Source organism: Pseudomonas citri, from assembly GCF_025336485.1.
GTDB lineage: Bacteria > Pseudomonadota > Gammaproteobacteria > Pseudomonadales > Pseudomonadaceae > Aquipseudomonas > Aquipseudomonas citri.
Map to the genome: position 1 here is coordinate 175,147 of NZ_JAODAB010000001.1, position 18,538 is coordinate 193,684.

An 18,538-nucleotide genomic window follows, 5' to 3' on the forward strand; every position below is an offset into this window, starting at 1 on the left:
ATAGGGTTAAAAACGCGTGTTCTTGAGAAATTCCGCCAGGCGCGGCGATTGTGGCCGTTCGAACAATTCTTTCGGCGGCCCCTGTTCTTCGATGCGACCCTGGTTCATGAAGACGATCTTGTCGGACACCTCGAAGGCAAAGCGCATCTCGTGCGTCACCAGCAACATGGTCATGCCGTCTTCGGCCAGGCCCTTGATCACGTTCAGCACTTCGCCCACCAGTTCCGGGTCCAGGGCCGAGGTCACCTCGTCGAACAGCATCAGGCTGGGGTTCATCGCAATCGCACGGGCAATCGCCACTCGCTGTTGCTGGCCGCCGGACAACTGGCCGGGAAAGTGATCGCGCCGTTCCAGCAGGCCGACCCGCTCCAGCCATTTCTCCGCCAGCGCCACCGCCTCGTCCTTGTGCAGCTTCTTCACCTTGAGCAGGCCCAGGGTGACGTTCTGCAGCGCGGTCAGGTGCGGGAACAGGTTGAATTGCTGGAACGCCATGCCGGTCATTGCGCGGTGCCGGGCGATGACTTTCTCGGCATGGCGCACGCGCTTGCCGTCCACTTCGTCATAACCGATGGATTCGCCGTCGAGCACGATCCGCCCGCCCTGGAACTCTTCGAGCATGTTGACGCAGCGCAGCAGTGTGGTCTTGCCCGAACCGCTGGAGCCGATCAGTGTGACAACGTTGCCGCGTTGCATGCTCAGGTCCACGCCCTTGAGCACTTCCAGCGGGCCGTATTGTTTGCGCAGGCCGCGAATGTCCAGCAGCGGTCGGGAATCGGGGGAAGTCGAAACATCATTCATGGCAAGGCCACCCGCTTTTCAATGTGCCGCCCGAGCAACTCGATGGCGTAATTGATGATGAAAAAGAGAAACCCGGCGAACAGGTAGAACTCCAGGGTCATGAAGGTCCGGGCGATGATCTGCTGGGTGCTGAGCAGCAACTCGGCGACACCGATCACCGACAGCAGCGTCGAAGCCTTGACGATCTCGGTGGAGGAATTGACCCAGGTCGGCAGGATCTGTCGCAACGCCTGGGGCAACAGCACATAGCCCAGCGCCTGGAAAAACGTCAGGCCAATGGCCTGGCTCGCTTCCATCTGCCCACGGGGCAACGCCTGCAAGGCACCGCGCACGATCTCGGCGACGTGGGAACCGCAGAACAGCGTCAGGCCCAGCACCCCGGCCTGGAACGCGCCGATCTGCCAGCCCAGCGCCGGGGCCATGTAGAAGCAGGCCAGCACCAGCACGAACACTGGCGTACCGCGAATCAGGTCAACGTAGAAGCGAAACGGCGCGCGCATCCAGATCCGGCCGTAGGTCAGCACCAGGCCGGCGACAAGGCCAATCAACGTGCCCAGCACAATCGCCAGCACCGAGCACTGCACACTGGTCAGGAAACCGGCCCACAGGGTATCCCGGGCGACCCACAACTCATGCAACCAACTGGGGGATTCGTACATGGGACGCTCCTAACGGCGGATCGCCAGACGCTGCTCGAAATAACGCAACAGCATGGCAATGAGGTAACAGGCGGCGACATACAGGGCCGTGGTCACCAACCAGGTTTCGATCACCCGGTAGCTCTCCACGTTGATCTTGCGCGCGTAATAAGTCAGCTCCGGCACGGCAATCGCCGCCGCCAGGGACGTGTCCTTGAACAGTGAAATGAAGTTGTTCGACAAGGCCGGTAGCACGTTGCGTAGCATCACCGGCACGGTGATATAGGCCTTCACTTGCCACTCGCCCAACCCGATCGCCAGCCCCGCCTCGCGCTGGCCCTTGTGGATGCTCAACAACCCGCCGCGGAACACTTCGGTCAGGTAGGCCCCGGCGTACAGCGAGAGCGTGATGATGAATGACGGCAGCTTGTCCAGGCGGATGCCCAGGCTCGGCAAGGCGAAGTAAATCGACAGGATCAACACCAGGATCGGCGTATTACGGATCACCGTGACATACACCGAGGCCAGCAGCCGCAGGACGCGATGCTTGCTCAGCAACGCGAACGCCATCGCCAGGCCGATCACGCAACCGATGGCGATCGACACCAACGCCAGGCCAAGCCCAAGGCCGAGCCCCGCCAGCAAGGTGTCGAAATCGCGCCAGACGGCGGCAAAGTTCAACTGATAATTCATGGTCGGCAGCACCTCGACGGGGCGCTCACATAGGGCGCCCCGGGCTCACAGGGTCATTTGAATTCGACGGGGAAACCGATGGCCGGTGACGGCAGGTCGACGCCGAACCACTGCTTGAACGACGCCGCATAGGTGGGGAACTCCACGCCTGTCATGGCTTCATGCAAGGTGGTGTTGACGAAGTTCAGCCAATCCTGGTCGCCGCGCTTGACCGCACAGGCATAGGTTTGCGGGCTCCAGGCGTAGGCCGGGCTGCGATAGCGTCCGGGATTCTGCACCATCAGGTACTTGACCGAGGACTGGTCCGTGGCCGCTGCATCGGCGCGGCCGGAGTTCACCGCCTGATACATCAGGTCGACGCTGTCGTACTGATCGACCTTGGCCTTGGGCAGCGCCTGGTGCACCAGTTCTTCGGCGTAGACGTTCTGCAACACCGCCACGGAGACACCGTCGCCAGCAGCCTTCAGGTCGTCGATTTCCTTGTACTTGCTGTTGGCCGGCAACAACAGGCCCACCCCTTCGCGGTAGTACGGCAAGGTGAACGCCACTTGCTGGGCACGGCTGGCGGTGACGGTGATGAACTGGCAGCTCATGTCGACCTTATCGGTCATCAGGTTGGGGATCCGCGCATCGGAAGACTGCACCACGAACTCGACTTTCTCCGGGTCATTGAACAGCCCCTTGGCGACCATCCGCGCAATGTCGATATCAAAGCCCTGCAACTTGCCATCCGCTCCCTGGAAGTGCCACGGCGCATTGGTGCTGCCCGTGCCCACGATCAATTTTCCCCGCTGCAACACGCTGTCCAGCTTGCTGTCGGCCGCCTGGGCGACACCCATGGCGGCTGTAGTGGCCGCGAAGAGAAAAACACACGCTTTGAACAAGGAAAGTCGGCAATGCATGGCAAGCACTCCTGGATGGGTTTATTCCGCTATACCGGAACATAGTATGTAACAACGGAATATACAGCAGAAAGTGTGCCACAGGCTCGATGCCCATGGGCGAGGAAAATGGAAAGTGAATGGAATCAGGGAGATGGAGAAACCAGCCGTGCATGGACGACTTGGGACACTGTCCCACCATTGCTACCGTTGGCTACGAGGTGCGGGTAGCGAGGCCCCAAATCGGTGCCATGCCATACCCTGTGGCAGCGAGCCTGCATCCCTACATGGAGTCAGGCCACCTACCGCTTGGCGGCCTCATCGTAAACTTGACCGCGCTCACGCTTACCAACAGCAATCACCGTAACGACCAGTACTTCGTCCACCACACGATAAACCAGCCGATAGCCTGCGCTGCGCAGCTTGATCTTATAGGCATTGCCCAAACCGTGTAGACGGTCGGCCTGGACATGCGGATTTACCAGTCGCTCTTCAAGCTTCTTTTTGAACTGCTCTCTTAGCGTTGCTCCCAGCTTTTGCCACTCCTTCCACGCTTTGTCAGAAAACTCCAACTCATAGGTCATCGAGAGAAACCTTGATCGTTGGGTCGTTTTCACGCTCGCGGCAAAGAGCAGCCAGCTCCATGTCCTCCAGCCTGTCCATCAGGGCCTCATACTCCTTGGCTGGGACACAATAAAAAGCCGGCTCGTTACGGTTGAGGATCGCCACGGACAATCCCCCACCCGCCGCTACGGTGCCCATCGGATTTTTCTTGAGTTCGGAAATGCTGGCGACTACTTGAGAAAGCACGACATGCGTCATGGAATGGCCCTTCGAGTACTTTTAATGGTGCTAAAAGTAGCACTCCAAAACATCGCTTACCACCCATCAGCGCCCGCAAAACCTCACCCTCGACAACATCCGCAAATCCCCCTCGCGGTAATAGTCATCGCTCCAGCTGTCGTCCACTGCCAGCGGCCTGACCTGCTTGAGGGCGAGCTGTTTCGCGAAGTAGCGAAAGCGGTAATGCTCGTAGAAGCGCAGCAGTTCCAGCCCGTAGCGGTCGGCCAGGTCGGTATTGCCCTGGATGATCAGGTAGTTCTCGTCGTTGCCATCGCTGGCGGCGGCGCTCAGGTTATGGCTGCCGCTGATGATGGTCGGTGTGTCGCTGGTGAAATCGGTGACGATGGCCTTGGTGTGGACCAGCAGGTTGCCCTTCTGGCCTTTCATGTTTTCCCGCAACCAGCCTTCCAGGCCGGTGTTGAGCAGCGCGGTGGCGGCGAATTCGGCGGTGCGGTCGGCATGGAAACCGGTGATGCGGCTCTTGGTGTTTTGCAGGCCGTAGCGCAGCACGTCGTCGTTGGGTTGGCCGAGCAAGGCGTCGAGGATACGGTCGGGCAACACGAAGGCGGTGACGAACAACAAGTCCTTGCGGGCGCCGTTGATGATCTCGACGAAGCGGTCCAGGTCGCCTTCGCCCGTGCGTGGCGAGAACCCGGCGAACAGCAGCTCTTGCGGCGCCATGGGGTTGTTCAGGGTCAGCCACTGGCGTGTGGCATCGACGTCCTGCGGCGCCGCCCAGATCTGCTCGAACACCTGGTGGTAGCTGTCGCTCACCCGAGGGTCGTCCAGCACATGAACGACGTTGGCCTGGCGGTAGACACCATTGGCAGTGAAATTGGTGCTGCCGCACAACACCGCTTCCGGCTGCAATGAACCACTGCCATCCACTTTGCTCAGGACAATGAACTTGTCATGGAAAATGTTCTGGGTGACCCGCCCACGCTTGTTCGCCGCCGGCATATTCGCGAGGCTGGCTTCGTTGCGCGCCGTAGTGTCGTCCCCCGGCTCGGCGTGGTAGAGCACCCGCACCCGGGCGCCACGCGCGTGAGCAGCCATCACCGCGTCGACGATCACCGGCAATTCGTACTCGTAGATAGCGACATCCAACGCCCAACTGGCGTCCAACGCCCGGTCGATAAACCCGATCAAGCGCCCCAGCAGGCCATTTTCCAGCCAGCGGCGCGGTGCGTCGGGCCAGTCATCGATGGACAGGTTCTTGTTGGCGCTGATCAGCGCGTCCACTTCCGGAAACTTGCGCTGGAACGCCTGGCTGGCGGCCACCGCACGATTGAAGATCACCCCTTGGTTGGCAGGCTGGCCGTCGTCGCTGGTGACCGTGATTTCCAGGGCCTCCCCCAATTGCGGGGCATCGGGGCTGCCATAGGCCAGGTGCACACGATAGTGCAGGGTCACCCCAGGGTTGACGGCGTAGTCGGCCCAGCGGAATTTCTGCAACGGCGCCTTGTCGCTGGGCGTGGCGTGGAACTGGGGAAACGTGTGGGCCTTGTCGGGGAAGGTCAGGCTGTTGAACAGGAACAGCCAGGGCTTGCCTCCCTGCTGCTTCTCGATAGCGAAACCCAGCAAGCCCTTGCGTCGGTGTTCGGCCAGGTCCATGGCGAGCAGCACGCCGTTGGTACCGGCATACGCCTTGACCCGAAAATCATCCTGGGCGTTGGTGACGAGTACGCGCATGGTTCACTCCTGTGAGGGTTGGCTGAGCATAGTGCAGTGATGGGGATTAGTGCAGTGATAGGGATTAGTGCAGTGATGGGAATTAAGCGGATAGATCCCGGATCGAGTGGAGGCTATCGCAAGCAGTGAGACCGCATCGCCTTCATCGCGGGCAAGCCTTGCTCCCACATAGAGATAGCTTGCTCACACAGAGAGGGCTTGCTCCCGCCACCGAGGGTGTCAGCCATCAATATGCCGGTACTCAGCCCCCAAAAGCCCCGCCAACTGCCGGGCCCGGCCCAGGCGAATCGGGCCGCGTTCGATATCGATCAGCAGGCTGGGGCAATCCAGGACCGGCACCGATAAACCGTCTTTCACCCGCCCGTCGGTCATCACCAACACCCGCTGCTGCTCCGCCGGGTAACGCTTGCGTCGCGCCACCAGCCAGCGACGGGCCTCGTGCAGCGCCGCCAGCAACGGCGTCCCGCCTCCGGCGTCCAGCCCATCGAGCCAATCGCGCAGGCCCGCCGAAGCCTTGAGCCCTTGCACTTGCCAGTCGGGCGTCGTGCCGCTGGCTGTCAGCAATGCCAGGCGGGCGCGTTGGCGGTAAGCGTCGTCGAACAGTTGCGCCAGCAGACCCTTGCCATCGCTCAAGGCCCGATGACGACGGGTCGAAGCCGAGGCGTCGACGATGACCAGCCACAGTTCATGGGACGAACGCTGACGTCGATGAAAAGCCAGATCTTCGCGCTGTCGAGGACGCCCCTTGAGCAAAGTGCCCGGCCAATTCACCGCACCGCTAGCCGCCGCTTTGCTGCGGCCCTGGCGGCCCTGCTCGAGGCGTCCGGCACGGGGTCTGGCATCCGCCCCCGCAGGCGAACGGGGGCGAATGCCTAGGGCTTTTTTGGCCAGCTCGGCACGTCACGCCGGGCGCCGGTCGGCAGTGCCCGGGCCGGCAGGTCGCCCCACTGGCCCTGGCCCTCGTTCGATGGGGTGGTTTCGCTCCCCCCCGATGAAGGCGCCGGGGATGGCGCCGGAGCCGAATGCTCGCGCCGACGATGGCGCAAGGCGAATTCGGCCACCGCATCGATGTCTTGTTCGGCAATAGCATCCGCGCCACGCCAGGCGGCGTGGGCCCGGGCGGCCCGCAGCCAGACCAGATCGGCGCGCAAGCCATCGACCCCGGCGGCATAGCAACGCTCGGTGATCTGCGCCAGTGCCCAATCGTCCAGGGCAATCCCGGCCAACCGCTCGCGCGCCTGCTGGCAACGCTCGCGCAATTGTTGCTGGGCCGCCGCCCATTGCGCGCAGAAGGCCGCCGGGTCGCTGTCGAAATCCAGCCGTCGGCGAATGATCTGACCGCGTTCCGCCGGCACTGTGTGGCCGTCGAGGGCGACGTTCAGGCCAAAACGGTCGAGCAATTGCGGGCGCAACTCGCCCTCTTCCGGGTTCATGGTGCCGATCAGCACGAAGCGCGCCGGATGCCGGTGGGAAATGCCGTCGCGCTCGACCAGGTTGGTGCCGCTGGCGGCGACGTCCAGCAGCAGGTCCACCAGGTGATCGGGCAGCAGGTTCACCTCATCGACGTACAACACGCCGCCGTCGGCCTTGGCCAGCACGCCGGGCGAGAATTGCGCGCGCCCTTCCCCCAGGGCCGCGTCCAGGTCCAGGGTGCCCACCAGCCGCTCCTCGGTGGCGCCCAGGGGCAAGGTGACGAACTGACCGCTGGCCAGCAAATCCGCCAAGCCCCGAGCCAAGGTGGATTTGGCCATGCCGCGCGGACCTTCGATCAGCAGACCGCCGATTTTCGGGTCGATGGCCGCCAGGCACAGGGCCAGTTTCAGGTCATCGGCACCGACCACGGCGCAGAGTGGGAAATGAGGGGTGTGGATCATGTTGAATGTCTCATGGGTGGTCGGTTGAACAGCATGCTTGTGGCGAGAGCCTACAGTGAGGGAGCAAGGCTTTGCTCCCACAGAGAGAGAATTCGGGCTGCCGATCCTGCACGTCAGCCATCTTCTTCAATGTCCAACAACAAATTCTCCAGCGCCTCGCGATATTCGCCGGGTGCCTGCCACATCCCCCGCTGTTGCGCTTCGAGCAGGCGCTCGGTCATATCCCGCAGGGCATCGGGGTTGTGCTGGCGGACGAAATCCCGGGTGTCCGGGTCGAGCAAGTAGGCATCAGCCAGCAAGGCGTACTGGTGATCGTCGATCAACTGCGTGGTGGCGTCGAAAGCGAACAGGTTATCCACCGTCGCCGCCAGTTCGAACGCGCCTTTATAGCCGTGACGCTTGACCCCCTCGATCCATTTCGGGTTGGCCGCGCGGGAACGGATGACGCGGTTGAGCTCTTCCTTCAGGGTGCGGATTTTCGGCAAGTCCGGCTGGCTGTGATCGCCATGGTAACTGGCCGCTGCTTCGCCACTGAGGCTCTCGACCGCCGCCAGCATGCCGCCCTGGAACTGGTAGTAATCGTTGGAATCGAGCAAATCGTGCTCGCGGTTGTCCTGGTTCTGCAGCACCGCTTGCACCTGGCGCAGGCGTCGGGAAAACGACTCACGGGCCGCGGTACCGTCATCACTGCCGCCATAAGCGTAGCCTCCCCAATTCAGGTACACCTCGGCCAGGTCCTCGCGGCTCTGCCACAAGCGACCGTCGATGGCGCCTTGCACGCCCGCGCCGTAGGCACCGGGCTTGGCGCCGAAGATCCGCCAACCGGCCTGGCGGGCCGCTGCCTCCGGCTCAAGCCCCGACGCCCGCAAGGCTTCGCGTTCGCTGCGCACCTTCGCCGCCAGGGGGTTCATATCGTCGGGCTCGTCCAGGGCCGCAACGGCCTGCACCGCCGCGTCGAACAAACGGATCAGGTTGGCAAACGCATCCCGGAAGAACCCCGACACCCGCAACGTCACATCGACCCGTGGCCGATCCAGCAGGCTCAGTGGCAGGATTTCGAAATCATCGACCCGCTGGCTACCGGTGGCCCACACCGGACGCACACCCATCAGCGCCATGGCCTGGGCGATGTCATCACCGCCAGTGCGCATGGTGGCGGTGCCCCACACCGACAGGCCGAGTTGGCGCAGGTGGTCGCCGTGGTCCTGTAAATGCCGCTCGAGGATCAGGTTCGCCGACTGGAAACCAATGCGCCACGCCGTGGTGGTGGGCAGGTTGCGCACGTCCACCGAGAAGAAGTTGCGCCCGGTGGGCAGCACGTCCAGGCGTCCACGGCTCGGCGCGCCGCTGGGACCGGCCGGCACGAAGCGTCCGCCGAGGGCATCGAGCAAACCGCGCATTTCCGCCGGACCACAGGCGTCCAGGCGCGGGGCGACGACCGAACGCAGGTGTTCGATGATGCTGCTGACCGTTTCCCAGCCCGCCCCCGCCAATGACTCGCCCACACCGTCCAACGCCTGCTCGATCAATTGCGCGGCAAACAGCTCCAGGCGCTCGCGTGTATCACCTGTGGTGCGCCACGGCTCAACGCTGACCCGACGCAACGCTTCGGGACAGTCGCCGGTCCAGGGCTCGGCCAGGACGCAATCCAACGGATCGAAACCCAGGTCGAACGCCTTGGCCAGCGCCCGCAGCAAGCTTGATTGGGCACCTTTGCCGTCGCCTCGGGGGATGCGCAGCAGAGCCAGCAAGGTGTCGATGCGCAGCCGTCCGCTGGGCGATTCGCCAAAAATGTGCAGGCCGTCGCGGATCTGTGATTCCTTCAAGTCGCACAGGTAAGTGTCCAGGCGCGGCAACCAGATCGCCGCGTCGGCCTCGCTGTCCAGAGAGGCGTCGAGTTGCAGTTCGCGGTCGATGTGGGTCTCGCGCACCAGCTTGAGAATGTCCCGTTGCAGCTCCCGGGCGCGGCGCGGATCGAGCAGCTGCGCCTCGTAGTATTCGTCGGCCAGCAGCTCCAGGTTACGCAACGGCCCATAGGTTTCAGCGCGGGTCAGCGGCGGCATCAAGTGGTCGATGATCACCGCCTGGGTGCGGCGTTTGGCCTGGGCGCCCTCGCCCGGGTCGTTGACGATGAACGGATAGATATTCGGCAACGGCCCCAGCAGCACGTCCGGCCAGCAGTGTTCCGACAACCCGACGCCCTTGCCTGGCAGCCATTCGAGGTTGCCGTGCTTGCCGACGTGGATCACGCCATGGACGCCGTAGGTGTGGCGCAACCAGAAATAAAACGCCAGGTAACCGTGGGGCGGCACCAGGTCCGGGTCGTGGTACACCGCACTCGGATCGACCTGATAACCCCGCGCCGGTTGAATACCCACGAATGTCAGGCCAAGGCGCAGGCCGGCGACCATCAGGCGACCATCGCGGAACATCGGGTCCTGCTCGGGCGCGCCCCAGCGTTCCAGCACCGCTTGGCGATTGGCCTCGGGCAGTGCGTCGAACAGCGCCTGGTAGGCCTCCAGCGCCAGGCTCTGGTGACAGGGCCGCAGGTCCAGGCTGTCCAGGTCGTTACTGACCCCACCCAGCAGTTGCTGGATCAACGCCGTACCGCTGACGGGGAGTTCTGCCGGTAGCGGATAACCTTCGGCCTGCAACACCCGCAAGATATTCAACGCCGCCGCCGGGGTATCCAGGCCGACGCCGTTGCCGATGCGACCGTCCCGGGTCGGGTAGTTGGCGAGGATCAGGGCGATACGCTTTTGCCCGTTGGGCAGGTGCGCCAGGGCGGTCCAGCGCCGGGCCAGCTCGGCGACGAAATCCATGCGCTCAGGCACCGCCCGATAACAGACCACGTCGCTCTGGCTGCGCTCGCTGCGCCAGGCCAGGTCCTTGAAGCTGACGGGACGGCTGATGATCCGCCCATCCAGTTCCGGCAAGGCGATGTGCATCGCCAGGTCCCGCGGGCCCAAGCCCTGCTCGCTGGCGCGCCAGCCGGGTTCGTTGTCCTGGGCGCAGATCGCCTGGATCACCGGGATGTCGCGACGAAACGGCCGCAGGTGCGGGGCTTCCGGGCTCGATTGAGCGAAACCGGTGGTGTTGAGGATCACCGCCGCCCGTACTTCGTCCAGCCAATCCTCCACAAGCGCCAGGCAACCGGCTTCCTTGAGGCTCGCCACGGCGATCGGCAGCGGATTGAGCCCCGCCGCTTGCAAGCGTTGGCAGAACACGTCGATGAACGCGGTATTGGCGGCTTGCAGATGAGAGCGATAGAACAGCAGCGCCGCCACGGGCTGGTCGGCCTGCCAGTCGCCCCGCCAATCGTCGAGGCTGGCACTGGTTTTCTTCGGGTGGTAGACCGTCGTGCGCGGCAGCGGTTGCGGCGCTTGCCAGGTGTAATCACGGCCGAACCATTGGCTGCCGAGGTTGTAGAACAGATCCAGGGCATTGCCCAGCCCGCCCTGGCGCAAGAACTGCCAGAGCCGGTCGCGGTCCTCGGCGGGTACATTGCTCAGGTCGCTGAGTTCCGGATCCGGACGATCGTCCCCCGGCACCAGGATCAGCTTCACGCCACGGGCCGCCAGCGTCATCAGGCGCTCGATGCCGTAGCGCCAATACGCGATGCCGCCGTGCAGCGACAACAGGATCACCTTGGCGTGGCGCAGCACATCCTCGAAATACAGGTCCACCGAAGCGTGGTTCTGCACCTGCATCGGGTTGGCGAGGCGAAACTCGGGATAGTCGCCCGGCAACTGCTTCGCCGCCTCGGCCAACAGCGCCAGGCTGGAATCGCCGCTGCACAGGATCACCAGTTCGGCGGGGGTCTGCCCCAGGTCGGCGATGTTGTCATCCGACACAAAGCCGCCGGGCTGGGTCCTGAGCAGGTGCATGGCTTAGACGCTGAGGGCAGCGCGCAATTGCGCTTCGAGTTGGCCGGCATCCAGCGCCTGGCCGATCAGCACCAGCCGGGTAACCCGGGCTTCATCGGCGCCCCATTGGCGGTCGAAGTGCTTGTCGAAACGCGTGCCCACACCCTGCACCAGCAAACGCATCGGCTTGTTCGGGATCGCGGCGAAACCCTTGACCCGCAGCACGCCGTGCTGGACCACCAGTTGTGTCAGGGCGTCGAGCAGCAGGCTTTCGTCGGCCTGGGGCAGTTCGATGGAAATGGAGTCGAAGGCGTCATGGTCATGGTCGTCATCGTCGCCGTCATGGTGGTGGTCGTGATGACTGTGGCGGCTGTCGATATGTTCTTCGGAACCGGCACCCAGGCCGATCAGCACGTCCAGCGGCAGGCGCCCGCTGCTGGCTTCGATGACCTTGACCGCTGGCGGCAGTTCCTCGGCCACTTCCAGGCGGACTTTCGCCAGGTCTTCGGGGCTGATCAGGTCAGCCTTGTTGAGGATCACCAGGTCGGCGCTCGACAATTGGTCGGCGAACAGTTCGTGCAGTGGCGATTCGTGGTCCAGGTTCGGATCGAGTTTGCGCTGGGCATCGACCTGATCGGGGAACGCGGCGAAGGTGCCAGCGGCCACGGCCGGGCTGTCGACCACGGTGATCACCGCGTCGACGGTGCAGGCGTTGCGGATTTCCGGCCACTGGAAGGCCTGGACCAACGGCTTGGGCAGGGCCAGGCCGGAGGTTTCGATCAGGATGTGATCAAGGTCGCCACGGCGGGCAACCAGCTCGCGCATCACCGGGAAAAACTCCTCCTGCACCGTGCAGCACAGGCAGCCGTTGGCCAGCTCGTAGACGCGGCCGTTGGCTTCTTCTTCGGTGCAACCGATGGCGCACTGTTTGAGGATCTCGCCATCGATGCCCAGCTCGCCGAACTCGTTGACGATCACCGCAATGCGGCGACCCTGGGCGTTGTCGAGCATGTGCCGCAGCAGGGTGGTTTTACCCGAGCCGAGGAAACCGGTGACGATGGTGACGGGAAGTTTGGCCAGTGTTTTCATCGGATGCCCTTTGGCAAGGTGGCGGGCAAACGGGACGACTGCCGCAGGCCCAAGCACAGGCACAAGCACGCGGAAGATTTCGCCACCGGATCACCCCGCCCGGTTGTAGTGAGAATCTGTCTCGAGGCAGGTCTCCTGGCTGACGGCGGGCCAGGGCTTTTCATGCAAAGCCTGGCTGGCATTGACTGCGCCTTCCCGTGCGCCTTGATAAAGGGCTTGCACAGTGGCCTTGCAGAAACCTCACCGTTCACAGTTGCGGGGGCAGCCGCGGCTTGGACCGCGTTCCCTTCTTAGCTCCGGCGCACGCACCGAAGAACCTCGAACGCGCAAGGCTACGCAGGGTGTGGGGGCGGGTCAATGTCCGAAGCAGACTCAAACGCGACTCACACTGTGTGAGCATGGCTTGCCCGCGATAAACGATACCGCGATTTACCCGTCAGGACCGCGCTGCCTGGATCGCGAGCAAGCTTTGCTCCCACAGGTTGTTCCACATCGGATCCTGCCCCTGCCAATTGACGCCCCACCCCCGCCCATGGTCTCCTGTGCGCCTATCAGTTATGGGTGCCCTTCACAGGGTGAAACGGGAAACCGGTGAATCGTGTGCTTTACTCCAAGGCCACGTCAGTCCGGTGCTGCCCCCGCAACGGTAAGCGAGCGAAGCGTCTGAACCACTGTGTCCCACGACATGGGAAGGTGACGCTTGCAGGCGAGGCCCATGCCCCGCCCCTCGCGAGCCCGGAGACCGGCCCATGACACATGCTCAACAAACCCGCGGTGGGCGGGCGCTGTTCGAACCCTGGCGAACCTTCGCCCGGGTTTTCATTGCGCTCGATCCACCCGCTGGACAACAACAGAGGGAAGCGCCATGTCGACCATCACCAGCATTGCCCACAGCACCCGCAGTACCGCCACCCTGAGCCAACGCCTGAGCGCCGCGATCCTCGCCTCGATCCTGGGTGCCGGCCTGGTCTATTTCGCCGGCTTTTCCCATATCGAAGCGGTGCACAACGCCGCCCACGACACCCGCCACAGCGCCGCTTTTCCGTGCCATTGAGACCTGACGACATGATCAAGCGTATCGCGCAGACCGCCGGTTTCAGCGGATTGCTGGCCGCCCTGCTGCTGACCCTCCTGCAAAGTTTCTGGGTATCACCGCTGATTCTGCAGGCCGAAACCTATGAGAAGGCCCCCGCCGCCGAGGTGCATGAACACGCCGATGGTGTCGCTCACACCCATGACGCCGAGGCCTGGGAGCCGGAAGATGGTTGGCAGCGCGTGTTGTCCACCACCGGCGGCAACCTGGTGGTCGCGGTGGGTTTCGCCCTGATGCTGGCGGGCCTGTACACCTTGCGCGCACCGACTCGGACGTCCCAAGGCCTGCTCTGGGGCCTGGCCGGCTATGCCACGTTCGTCCTGGCGCCGACCCTCGGCCTGCCGCCGGAACTGCCCGGCACCGCGGCGGCCGACCTGGCCCAGCGGCAGATGTGGTGGATCGGCACCGCCGCGTCCACGGCGGTGGGCATCGCCCTGATCGCTTTCGGCCGGCACTGGTTGCTCAAGCTGCTGGGCCTGGCAACCTTGCTGGTACCCCATGTGATCGGCGCACCGCAGCCTGAAGTGCACTCGATGCTGGCGCCCGAAGCACTGGAAAGCCAGTTCAAGATCGCCTCGCAACTGACCAACGTCGCGTTCTGGCTGGCCCTGGGCCTGATCAGCGCCTGGCTGTTCCGCCGCGGCGACCAGGCCCACCACGACGCATGAGCAGCGAGCCGATCCTGGTGGTCGGTTTGGGTTGCCAACGCGGTTGTCCGGCCAGCACGTTGCGCGCCTTGCTCGAACAGGCGCTGCTGGCCCACGGCATCGAGCTTCAGCAGGTGCAGGGCCTGGCCAGCATCGACCTCAAGCAGGACGAGCCCGGGTTGCTGGAACTGGCCGGACAATTGGCCCTGCCGCTGATCTGCTTCAGTGCCGAGCATCTGGCCGGTTATCAACCACGGCTCAGCCATCTTTCCGAGATCGCCTACGAGCGGACCGGTTGCTACGGCATCGCCGAAAGCGCCGCCCTCGCCCTGGCCGACCAGCTGGGCACATCACCCGCAACGCTGCTGATCACTCGCCAACGAGGCCCCAAGAGCACGTTGGCATTGGCGGTTGTCGCGTAAATCCCGATAATCGGCCCGCCGGATCATGAGCGATCTTCATCTGGGCACCTTCCCACCTTCCACAGGAGCCAGTCATGACCGTCTACTTCATCGGCGCCGGCCCGGGCGACCCTGAACTTATCACCGTCAAGGGCCAGCGACTGATCCGCCAGTGCCCGGTGATCATTTATGCCGGCTCCCTGGTGCCCAAGGCCGTGCTGGAGGGGCATTGTGCCGAACAGGTGATCAACAGCGCCGAACTGCACCTGGAACAGATCATCGAACTGATCGCGGCCGCCCACCACAGAGGCCAGGACGTGGCCCGGGTGCATTCCGGCGACCCGAGCCTGTACGGTGCCATCGGCGAACAGATCCGCTGCCTGCGGGAATTGGGTATTCCTTTCGAGATCATTCCGGGCGTGACCGCCATGTCAGCCTGCGCCGCCCTGCTGGGCGCCGAACTGACCTTGCCCGATGTGTCCCAAAGCGTGATTCTCACGCGCTATGCGGACAAGACCGCGATGCCCGCCGGGGAAGAACTGGCCAGCCTGGCGCAGCACGGCGCGACCATGGCGATTCACCTGGGGGTCAATCATCTGGAAAAAATCGTCAGTGAGTTGTTGCCTCACTACGGCGCGGATTGCCCGATCGCCGTGATCCATCGGGCGACCTGGCCGGATCAGGATTGGGTGGTGGGCACCTTGACGGACATCGCCGAAAAAGCGCAGGCCAAGGGCTTTCGCCGCACGGCGCTGATCCTGGTGGGACGGGTATTGGGCAATGATGTGTTCAGCGAGTCGTCGCTGTACCGTGCCGGGCATGCACATCTCTACCGGCCCTGACTCGATCAACAAGCCTCGGCCTGCCCACTGTGGGGGCGAGCCTGCTCGCGATAGCGGTAGATGCGTTTGCCAGGGTGTCGAATAGAACTGCGCCCATAAAAAAACGGTGCTCACGGGCACCGTTTTTTATATTCGCAGCGAACACCTATCAGTAGTAGGCGTTTTCTTTCTGCGAGTGGTCGGTCACGTCGCGCACGCCCTTGAGCTCAGGGATACGCTCGAGCAAGGTGCGCTCGATACCTTCCTTGAGGGTCACGTCGGCCTGGCCGCAACCCTGGCAGCCGCCACCGAACTGGAGCACGGCGATGCCGTCTTCCACTACATCGATCAGCGAAACCTGACCACCGTGGCTGGCCAGCCCGGGGTTGATCTCGGTCTGCAAGTAGTAGTTGATGCGCTCGTTGATCGGGCTGTCGGCGTTGACCATCGGCACCTTGGCGTTCGGCGCCTTGATGGTCAATTGGCCGCCCATGCGGTCGGTGGCATAGTCGACCACGGCGTCGTCCAGGAATGCTTCGCTGAACGAGTCGATGTAGGCCGTGAAGCTCTTGAGCCCCAGCGCAGTGTCTTCGGGTTTCTCTTCCCCGGGCTTGCAGTAAGCAATGCAGGTTTCTGCGTACTGGGTGCCGGGCTGGGTGATGAAGATGCGGATCCCGATCCCCGGGGTGTTCTGCTTGGACAGCAGGTCGGCCAGGTAATCGTGGGCGGCATCGGTAATGGTTATGGCAGTCATGGGAACTCCTCACAGGCTTGCCGGCAGTTTACGCCAATCATGGCGCCTGACAAAGTCCCAGTATTTCTGTCAGGAAAGCCGTCGACCAGAAACCACCGCCGGAAGAGCCGATTCATAGATTCTGGTAGCGGTTCATGTCCAGCACGCCGGCTTCCAAGGGGTCCGTTTCCTGGATGTACTGGCTCAGATCATGGAAATAGTGCCAGAACTGCGGGTGACTGCGCCGAATCCCCCAATGCTCGACGATCCGCTCGAAATCCTGCTCATTTTCGACCTTCTCCATGGCATCGACGAACGCTGGCACCTGCCCGGCCGCCATGTTGAACATGAAGTTCGGGTAGCTGCTGAACACCCCCGGGTAGACCGTCAACGTGTCCAGGCCCGGTTGGTAGCGCATCTGCTCGCCCAGTAGGAACGCCACATTGCTGTGGGCGCGGTTGCGCAGCAGGCTGTAGACCTCGCGATGGCCGTCGGCGGTTTCGATGCGCAGCATCGTCGCTTCGGGCAGCTGATTGATCACCGCCAGCCCCGCCGCCGGACGCGACACCAGGCGACTGAGGGCCTGTTCAGCGTTTTGCAGGGCCGGATCGATGTTCGGGCGCGAGCAGTAGGCGCCTTCGCAGCGGTTGATCGGATCGGGCCGTGCGTTCAACTCGCCATAACGGGCCAGCAGTTGCCGGGCGAAATCGCGCTTGGGGTCGCGTTCGTCGAGCTTGAGCGCGGTCGGCTTGTCATCGTCGATGGCCTCGTAATCGAGCCACATCTTGAATTGGCCACCGGCCTGGTACCAGTCGTCCAGGTAATCCTCCCGGGAGTCGGCGGGCATCAGGCGCAGGAAATTCAACTCCGCGCCATTACGGATCAAGTCGAAGTACAGCCGGGTCTGGGCCTGGTGGGAGACGTTGCCGAACACATCGAAGTTGACCGCCAACTGGTAATAGGTGCGCTCCAGCAATGGGAAGTCGAACAGCCACATCGTCTGCGGCACCTCGCCGATCAGTCCCTTGGTGACCGAGGCGCTGTCGAAATGCCGAAAGATACTCAGCAAGGCGTTGTCATTGCCCGCCCAGAGCGTTGACCAACTCGGCGCCGGCAGGTTGGCATAACTGTCGCGACGCAGGGCTTCATACTCGTTGCGCTTGTCCCGGTAGTCGAGCCACAGGCTGACGACGCTGCCCACGTCGTCGTTCTGCCCCGGCATCGCCAGCAGTGGCGTGGCCTGGCCGCGGTAGTTGGGGTCGGTGATGTACAGGTCATGTTCGGGCGCCTGGAACAACGCCCAGAAGTTGTCGCGGATCACGTCCGTGGCGATCTGCCCCCGACACACCGGGCCACGGATGAACGTGCGCACGAAATACTCGGCGTTATCGAGCATGAACTGATAACGCGCCTGGGCCGGGATCGCTTCAAAGGTGGAAAACGGGTTGGCCCGGCGCTCCGGCCCATAGCCAGGCAACGCGCTGACCTGCCATTTGCCGCTGTAGAACAGGCTTTTCACCCGCGCCATTTTCGCCGCGCTAAGCCCGTAAGTGATGTGGGTCTTGTGCACGATCACGCCTTGCACCGGCCAGAGCCGGTAATAGATACGGGTGCCCGGATCGTCGTTCGGGCGGCGGGTGTTGATCAGGTCGATCGGCTGGCCGGTGGGCGTGCGCGAGCGGACCCATTGGAAGAAATGCCCCGGTTCGCCGCCCTTGAAGTAGATGTGGGCCAGGAACCAGTGCTCGAACAACCAGCGGCCCACCAGGCTTTCCCGGGCGCCAGGGGTGTTGAGCAGGTTTTCCCACTGCACCACCTGCAAGGCTTCGGCAGCGCTCGGCGCCAGGGCCTGCTGGTCGATCGGAGCGCCGGCGGCCAGCCAGCGCTGGAGCGTCTGGTATTGCTGGTCGGTCAGGCCGGTGACCGCCAGGGGCATGCCTTCCTTGGGATGGGCAGCGGCGTACTCGTCGAACTGTCCCGGCATCGCGCAGCTGTTTTCCCGGTTGAGGCCCAGCACGATCTCTTCCGGCAGCTTGGCGTTGGGCTGCAAAGGCGTGCGATGCCCCAGCTCCAGCATCCGCGCCATCAAGGCCGCCTGGCTGCCCTGGGCATCGAGCACCGAATAGAACCCCTTGCGCTGCCAGGCCCGCTGGCCAGAAGCGTCATAGAACAGGCGGGTCGGCTCGGCCGCCTGGCGCCGCTCGCCGTCGTACACCGACAACTTGCTCGCCCCCCGCGCCGCGCCTTCCCCGCTGCCCAGGTTCAACTGGCAGGCCGAGTCATAGCAGGCATGACAGGCCACGCATTTCTCCGTGAAGATCGGCTGGATGTCGCGGGTATAGGACAGCGCTGGCGCAGGATCCTTTGCCACTGAGCTGAAAGACAACAGCAGCAACAGACTGCCGAATAAGACGCGGTACGGCATGTCTCGGTCCCTGGGAGATGTATCCGGCGATTCTACCGGGCCAG

General features: G+C 63.5%; 17 protein-coding genes and 2 riboswitches. Of the genes, 4 read left to right on the forward strand and 13 right to left on the reverse strand.

Annotated features, from left to right (window positions below; genetic code table 11):
* Nucleotides 1–6 precede the first annotated feature (6 nt).
* The 11 genes from N4Q37_RS00815 to cobW all read right to left on the reverse strand — a co-directional run bounded on the left by N4Q37_RS00815 (nt 7) and on the right by cobW (nt 12,374).
* The gene (locus N4Q37_RS00815) at nt 7–798 is read right to left on the reverse strand and encodes an amino acid ABC transporter ATP-binding protein (protein ID WP_260954527.1); all 792 of its coding nucleotides are present in this window, start codon (nt 796–798) and stop codon (nt 7–9) included.
* Complete coding sequence (locus N4Q37_RS00820) at nt 795–1,457, reverse strand: amino acid ABC transporter permease (RefSeq protein WP_260954528.1); 663 nt, start codon at nt 1,455–1,457, stop codon at nt 795–797. Before N4Q37_RS00820 ends, N4Q37_RS00815 begins: the two co-directional genes overlap by 4 nt.
* Before the next feature lie 9 nt (nt 1,458–1,466).
* The gene (locus tag N4Q37_RS00825) at nt 1,467–2,129 is read right to left on the reverse strand and encodes an amino acid ABC transporter permease (RefSeq protein WP_260954529.1); all 663 of its coding nucleotides are present in this window, start codon (nt 2,127–2,129) and stop codon (nt 1,467–1,469) included.
* A gap of 53 nt (nt 2,130–2,182) precedes the next feature.
* The gene (locus N4Q37_RS00830; RefSeq protein ID WP_260954530.1) at nt 2,183–3,031 is read right to left on the reverse strand and encodes a transporter substrate-binding domain-containing protein; all 849 of its coding nucleotides are present in this window, start codon (nt 3,029–3,031) and stop codon (nt 2,183–2,185) included.
* 281 nt (nt 3,032–3,312) lie between these two features.
* Complete coding sequence (locus tag N4Q37_RS00835) at nt 3,313–3,594, reverse strand: type II toxin-antitoxin system RelE family toxin (protein ID WP_260954531.1); 282 nt, start codon at nt 3,592–3,594, stop codon at nt 3,313–3,315.
* Complete coding sequence (locus N4Q37_RS00840) at nt 3,584–3,832, reverse strand: type II toxin-antitoxin system Phd/YefM family antitoxin (protein ID WP_260954533.1); 249 nt, start codon at nt 3,830–3,832, stop codon at nt 3,584–3,586. The genes N4Q37_RS00835 and N4Q37_RS00840 overlap by 11 nt, the downstream gene beginning before the upstream one ends.
* Nucleotides 3,833–3,898: 66 nt before the next feature.
* Nucleotides 3,899–5,545, reverse strand: coding sequence for a phospholipase D-like domain-containing protein (locus N4Q37_RS00845; RefSeq protein ID WP_260954535.1), 1,647 nt, complete (start codon nt 5,543–5,545; stop codon nt 3,899–3,901).
* A gap of 219 nt (nt 5,546–5,764) precedes the next feature.
* A complete protein-coding gene (locus tag N4Q37_RS00850; RefSeq protein ID WP_260954536.1) occupies nt 5,765–6,316 on the reverse strand; it encodes a vWA domain-containing protein in 552 nt (183 codons plus the stop codon).
* 101 nt (nt 6,317–6,417) lie between these two features.
* Nucleotides 6,418–7,419, reverse strand: coding sequence for an ATP-binding protein (locus tag N4Q37_RS00855; protein ID WP_260954538.1), 1,002 nt, complete (start codon nt 7,417–7,419; stop codon nt 6,418–6,420).
* 113 nt (nt 7,420–7,532) lie between these two features.
* Entirely contained in the window at nt 7,533–11,306 is a 3,774-nt protein-coding gene (gene cobN / locus N4Q37_RS00860) for a cobaltochelatase subunit CobN (protein WP_260954539.1), read from the reverse strand.
* A 3-nt stretch (nt 11,307–11,309) separates the two neighbouring features.
* Nucleotides 11,310–12,374, reverse strand: a complete 1,065-nt coding sequence (gene cobW, locus N4Q37_RS00865) for a cobalamin biosynthesis protein CobW (RefSeq protein WP_313958305.1) — start codon at nt 12,372–12,374, stop codon at nt 11,310–11,312.
* Nucleotides 12,375–12,482: 108 nt separating this feature from the next.
* Nucleotides 12,483–12,710: riboswitch (cobalamin riboswitch) on the reverse strand.
* A gap of 206 nt (nt 12,711–12,916) precedes the next feature.
* A riboswitch (cobalamin riboswitch) is annotated at nt 12,917–13,139 on the forward strand.
* A gap of 100 nt (nt 13,140–13,239) precedes the next feature.
* Here cobW and N4Q37_RS00870 point away from each other — a divergent pair.
* The 4 genes from N4Q37_RS00870 (at nt 13,240) to cobM (ending at nt 15,357) form a co-directional block, all read left to right on the forward strand.
* Nucleotides 13,240–13,428: a CbtB domain-containing protein gene (locus N4Q37_RS00870; RefSeq protein WP_260954541.1), complete on the forward strand. Its 189-nt coding sequence runs from the start codon at nt 13,240–13,242 to the stop codon at nt 13,426–13,428.
* 11 nt (nt 13,429–13,439) lie between these two features.
* Nucleotides 13,440–14,135, forward strand: coding sequence for a CbtA family protein (locus N4Q37_RS00875; protein WP_260954542.1), 696 nt, complete (start codon nt 13,440–13,442; stop codon nt 14,133–14,135).
* Nucleotides 14,132–14,536 carry a cobalamin biosynthesis protein gene (locus tag N4Q37_RS00880; RefSeq protein ID WP_260954543.1) on the forward strand — a complete coding sequence of 135 codons (405 nt, stop codon included), beginning with the start codon at nt 14,132–14,134 and terminating at the stop codon, nt 14,534–14,536. The genes N4Q37_RS00875 and N4Q37_RS00880 overlap by 4 nt, the downstream gene beginning before the upstream one ends.
* Before the next feature lie 74 nt (nt 14,537–14,610).
* On the forward strand, nt 14,611–15,357 hold the full coding sequence (cobM, locus tag N4Q37_RS00885; RefSeq protein ID WP_260954545.1) for a precorrin-4 C(11)-methyltransferase: 747 nt from the start codon (nt 14,611–14,613) through the stop codon (nt 15,355–15,357).
* Nucleotides 15,358–15,505: 148 nt separating this feature from the next.
* Here cobM and nfuA read toward each other — a convergent pair whose 3' ends face one another.
* On the reverse strand, nt 15,506–16,090 hold the full coding sequence (gene nfuA, locus N4Q37_RS00890) for a Fe-S biogenesis protein NfuA (protein ID WP_260954546.1): 585 nt from the start codon (nt 16,088–16,090) through the stop codon (nt 15,506–15,508).
* A gap of 112 nt (nt 16,091–16,202) precedes the next feature.
* A complete protein-coding gene (locus N4Q37_RS00895) occupies nt 16,203–18,494 on the reverse strand; it encodes a fatty acid cis/trans isomerase (protein WP_260954547.1) in 2,292 nt (763 codons plus the stop codon).
* Between the last annotated feature and the right edge of the window lie 44 nt (nt 18,495–18,538).

Bases quoted from the DNA above. Each gene is read 5' to 3' on its own strand.
- N4Q37_RS00870 (WP_260954541.1), top strand. From the start codon at position 13,240: ATGTCGACCATCACCAGCATTGCCCACAGCACCCGCAGTACCGCCACC.
- N4Q37_RS00895 (WP_260954547.1), bottom strand. From the start codon at position 18,494: ATGCCGTACCGCGTCTTATTCGGCAGTCTGTTGCTGCTGTTGTCTTTC.
- cobW (WP_313958305.1), bottom strand. From the start codon at position 12,374: ATGAAAACACTGGCCAAACTTCCCGTCACCATCGTCACCGGTTTCCTC.
- N4Q37_RS00855 (WP_260954538.1), bottom strand. From the start codon at position 7,419: ATGATCCACACCCCTCATTTCCCACTCTGCGCCGTGGTCGGTGCCGAT.
- N4Q37_RS00875 (WP_260954542.1), top strand. From the start codon at position 13,440: ATGATCAAGCGTATCGCGCAGACCGCCGGTTTCAGCGGATTGCTGGCC.
- N4Q37_RS00830 (WP_260954530.1), bottom strand. From the start codon at position 3,031: ATGCATTGCCGACTTTCCTTGTTCAAAGCGTGTGTTTTTCTCTTCGCG.
- N4Q37_RS00845 (WP_260954535.1), bottom strand. From the start codon at position 5,545: ATGCGCGTACTCGTCACCAACGCCCAGGATGATTTTCGGGTCAAGGCG.
- N4Q37_RS00835 (WP_260954531.1), bottom strand. From the start codon at position 3,594: ATGACCTATGAGTTGGAGTTTTCTGACAAAGCGTGGAAGGAGTGGCAA.
- cobN (WP_260954539.1), bottom strand. From the start codon at position 11,306: ATGCACCTGCTCAGGACCCAGCCCGGCGGCTTTGTGTCGGATGACAAC.
- N4Q37_RS00880 (WP_260954543.1), top strand. From the start codon at position 14,132: ATGAGCAGCGAGCCGATCCTGGTGGTCGGTTTGGGTTGCCAACGCGGT.
- N4Q37_RS00820 (WP_260954528.1), bottom strand. From the start codon at position 1,457: ATGTACGAATCCCCCAGTTGGTTGCATGAGTTGTGGGTCGCCCGGGAT.
- nfuA (WP_260954546.1), bottom strand. From the start codon at position 16,090: ATGACTGCCATAACCATTACCGATGCCGCCCACGATTACCTGGCCGAC.
- N4Q37_RS00825 (WP_260954529.1), bottom strand. From the start codon at position 2,129: ATGAATTATCAGTTGAACTTTGCCGCCGTCTGGCGCGATTTCGACACC.
- cobM (WP_260954545.1), top strand. From the start codon at position 14,611: ATGACCGTCTACTTCATCGGCGCCGGCCCGGGCGACCCTGAACTTATC.
- N4Q37_RS00815 (WP_260954527.1), bottom strand. From the start codon at position 798: ATGAATGATGTTTCGACTTCCCCCGATTCCCGACCGCTGCTGGACATT.
- N4Q37_RS00840 (WP_260954533.1), bottom strand. From the start codon at position 3,832: ATGACGCATGTCGTGCTTTCTCAAGTAGTCGCCAGCATTTCCGAACTC.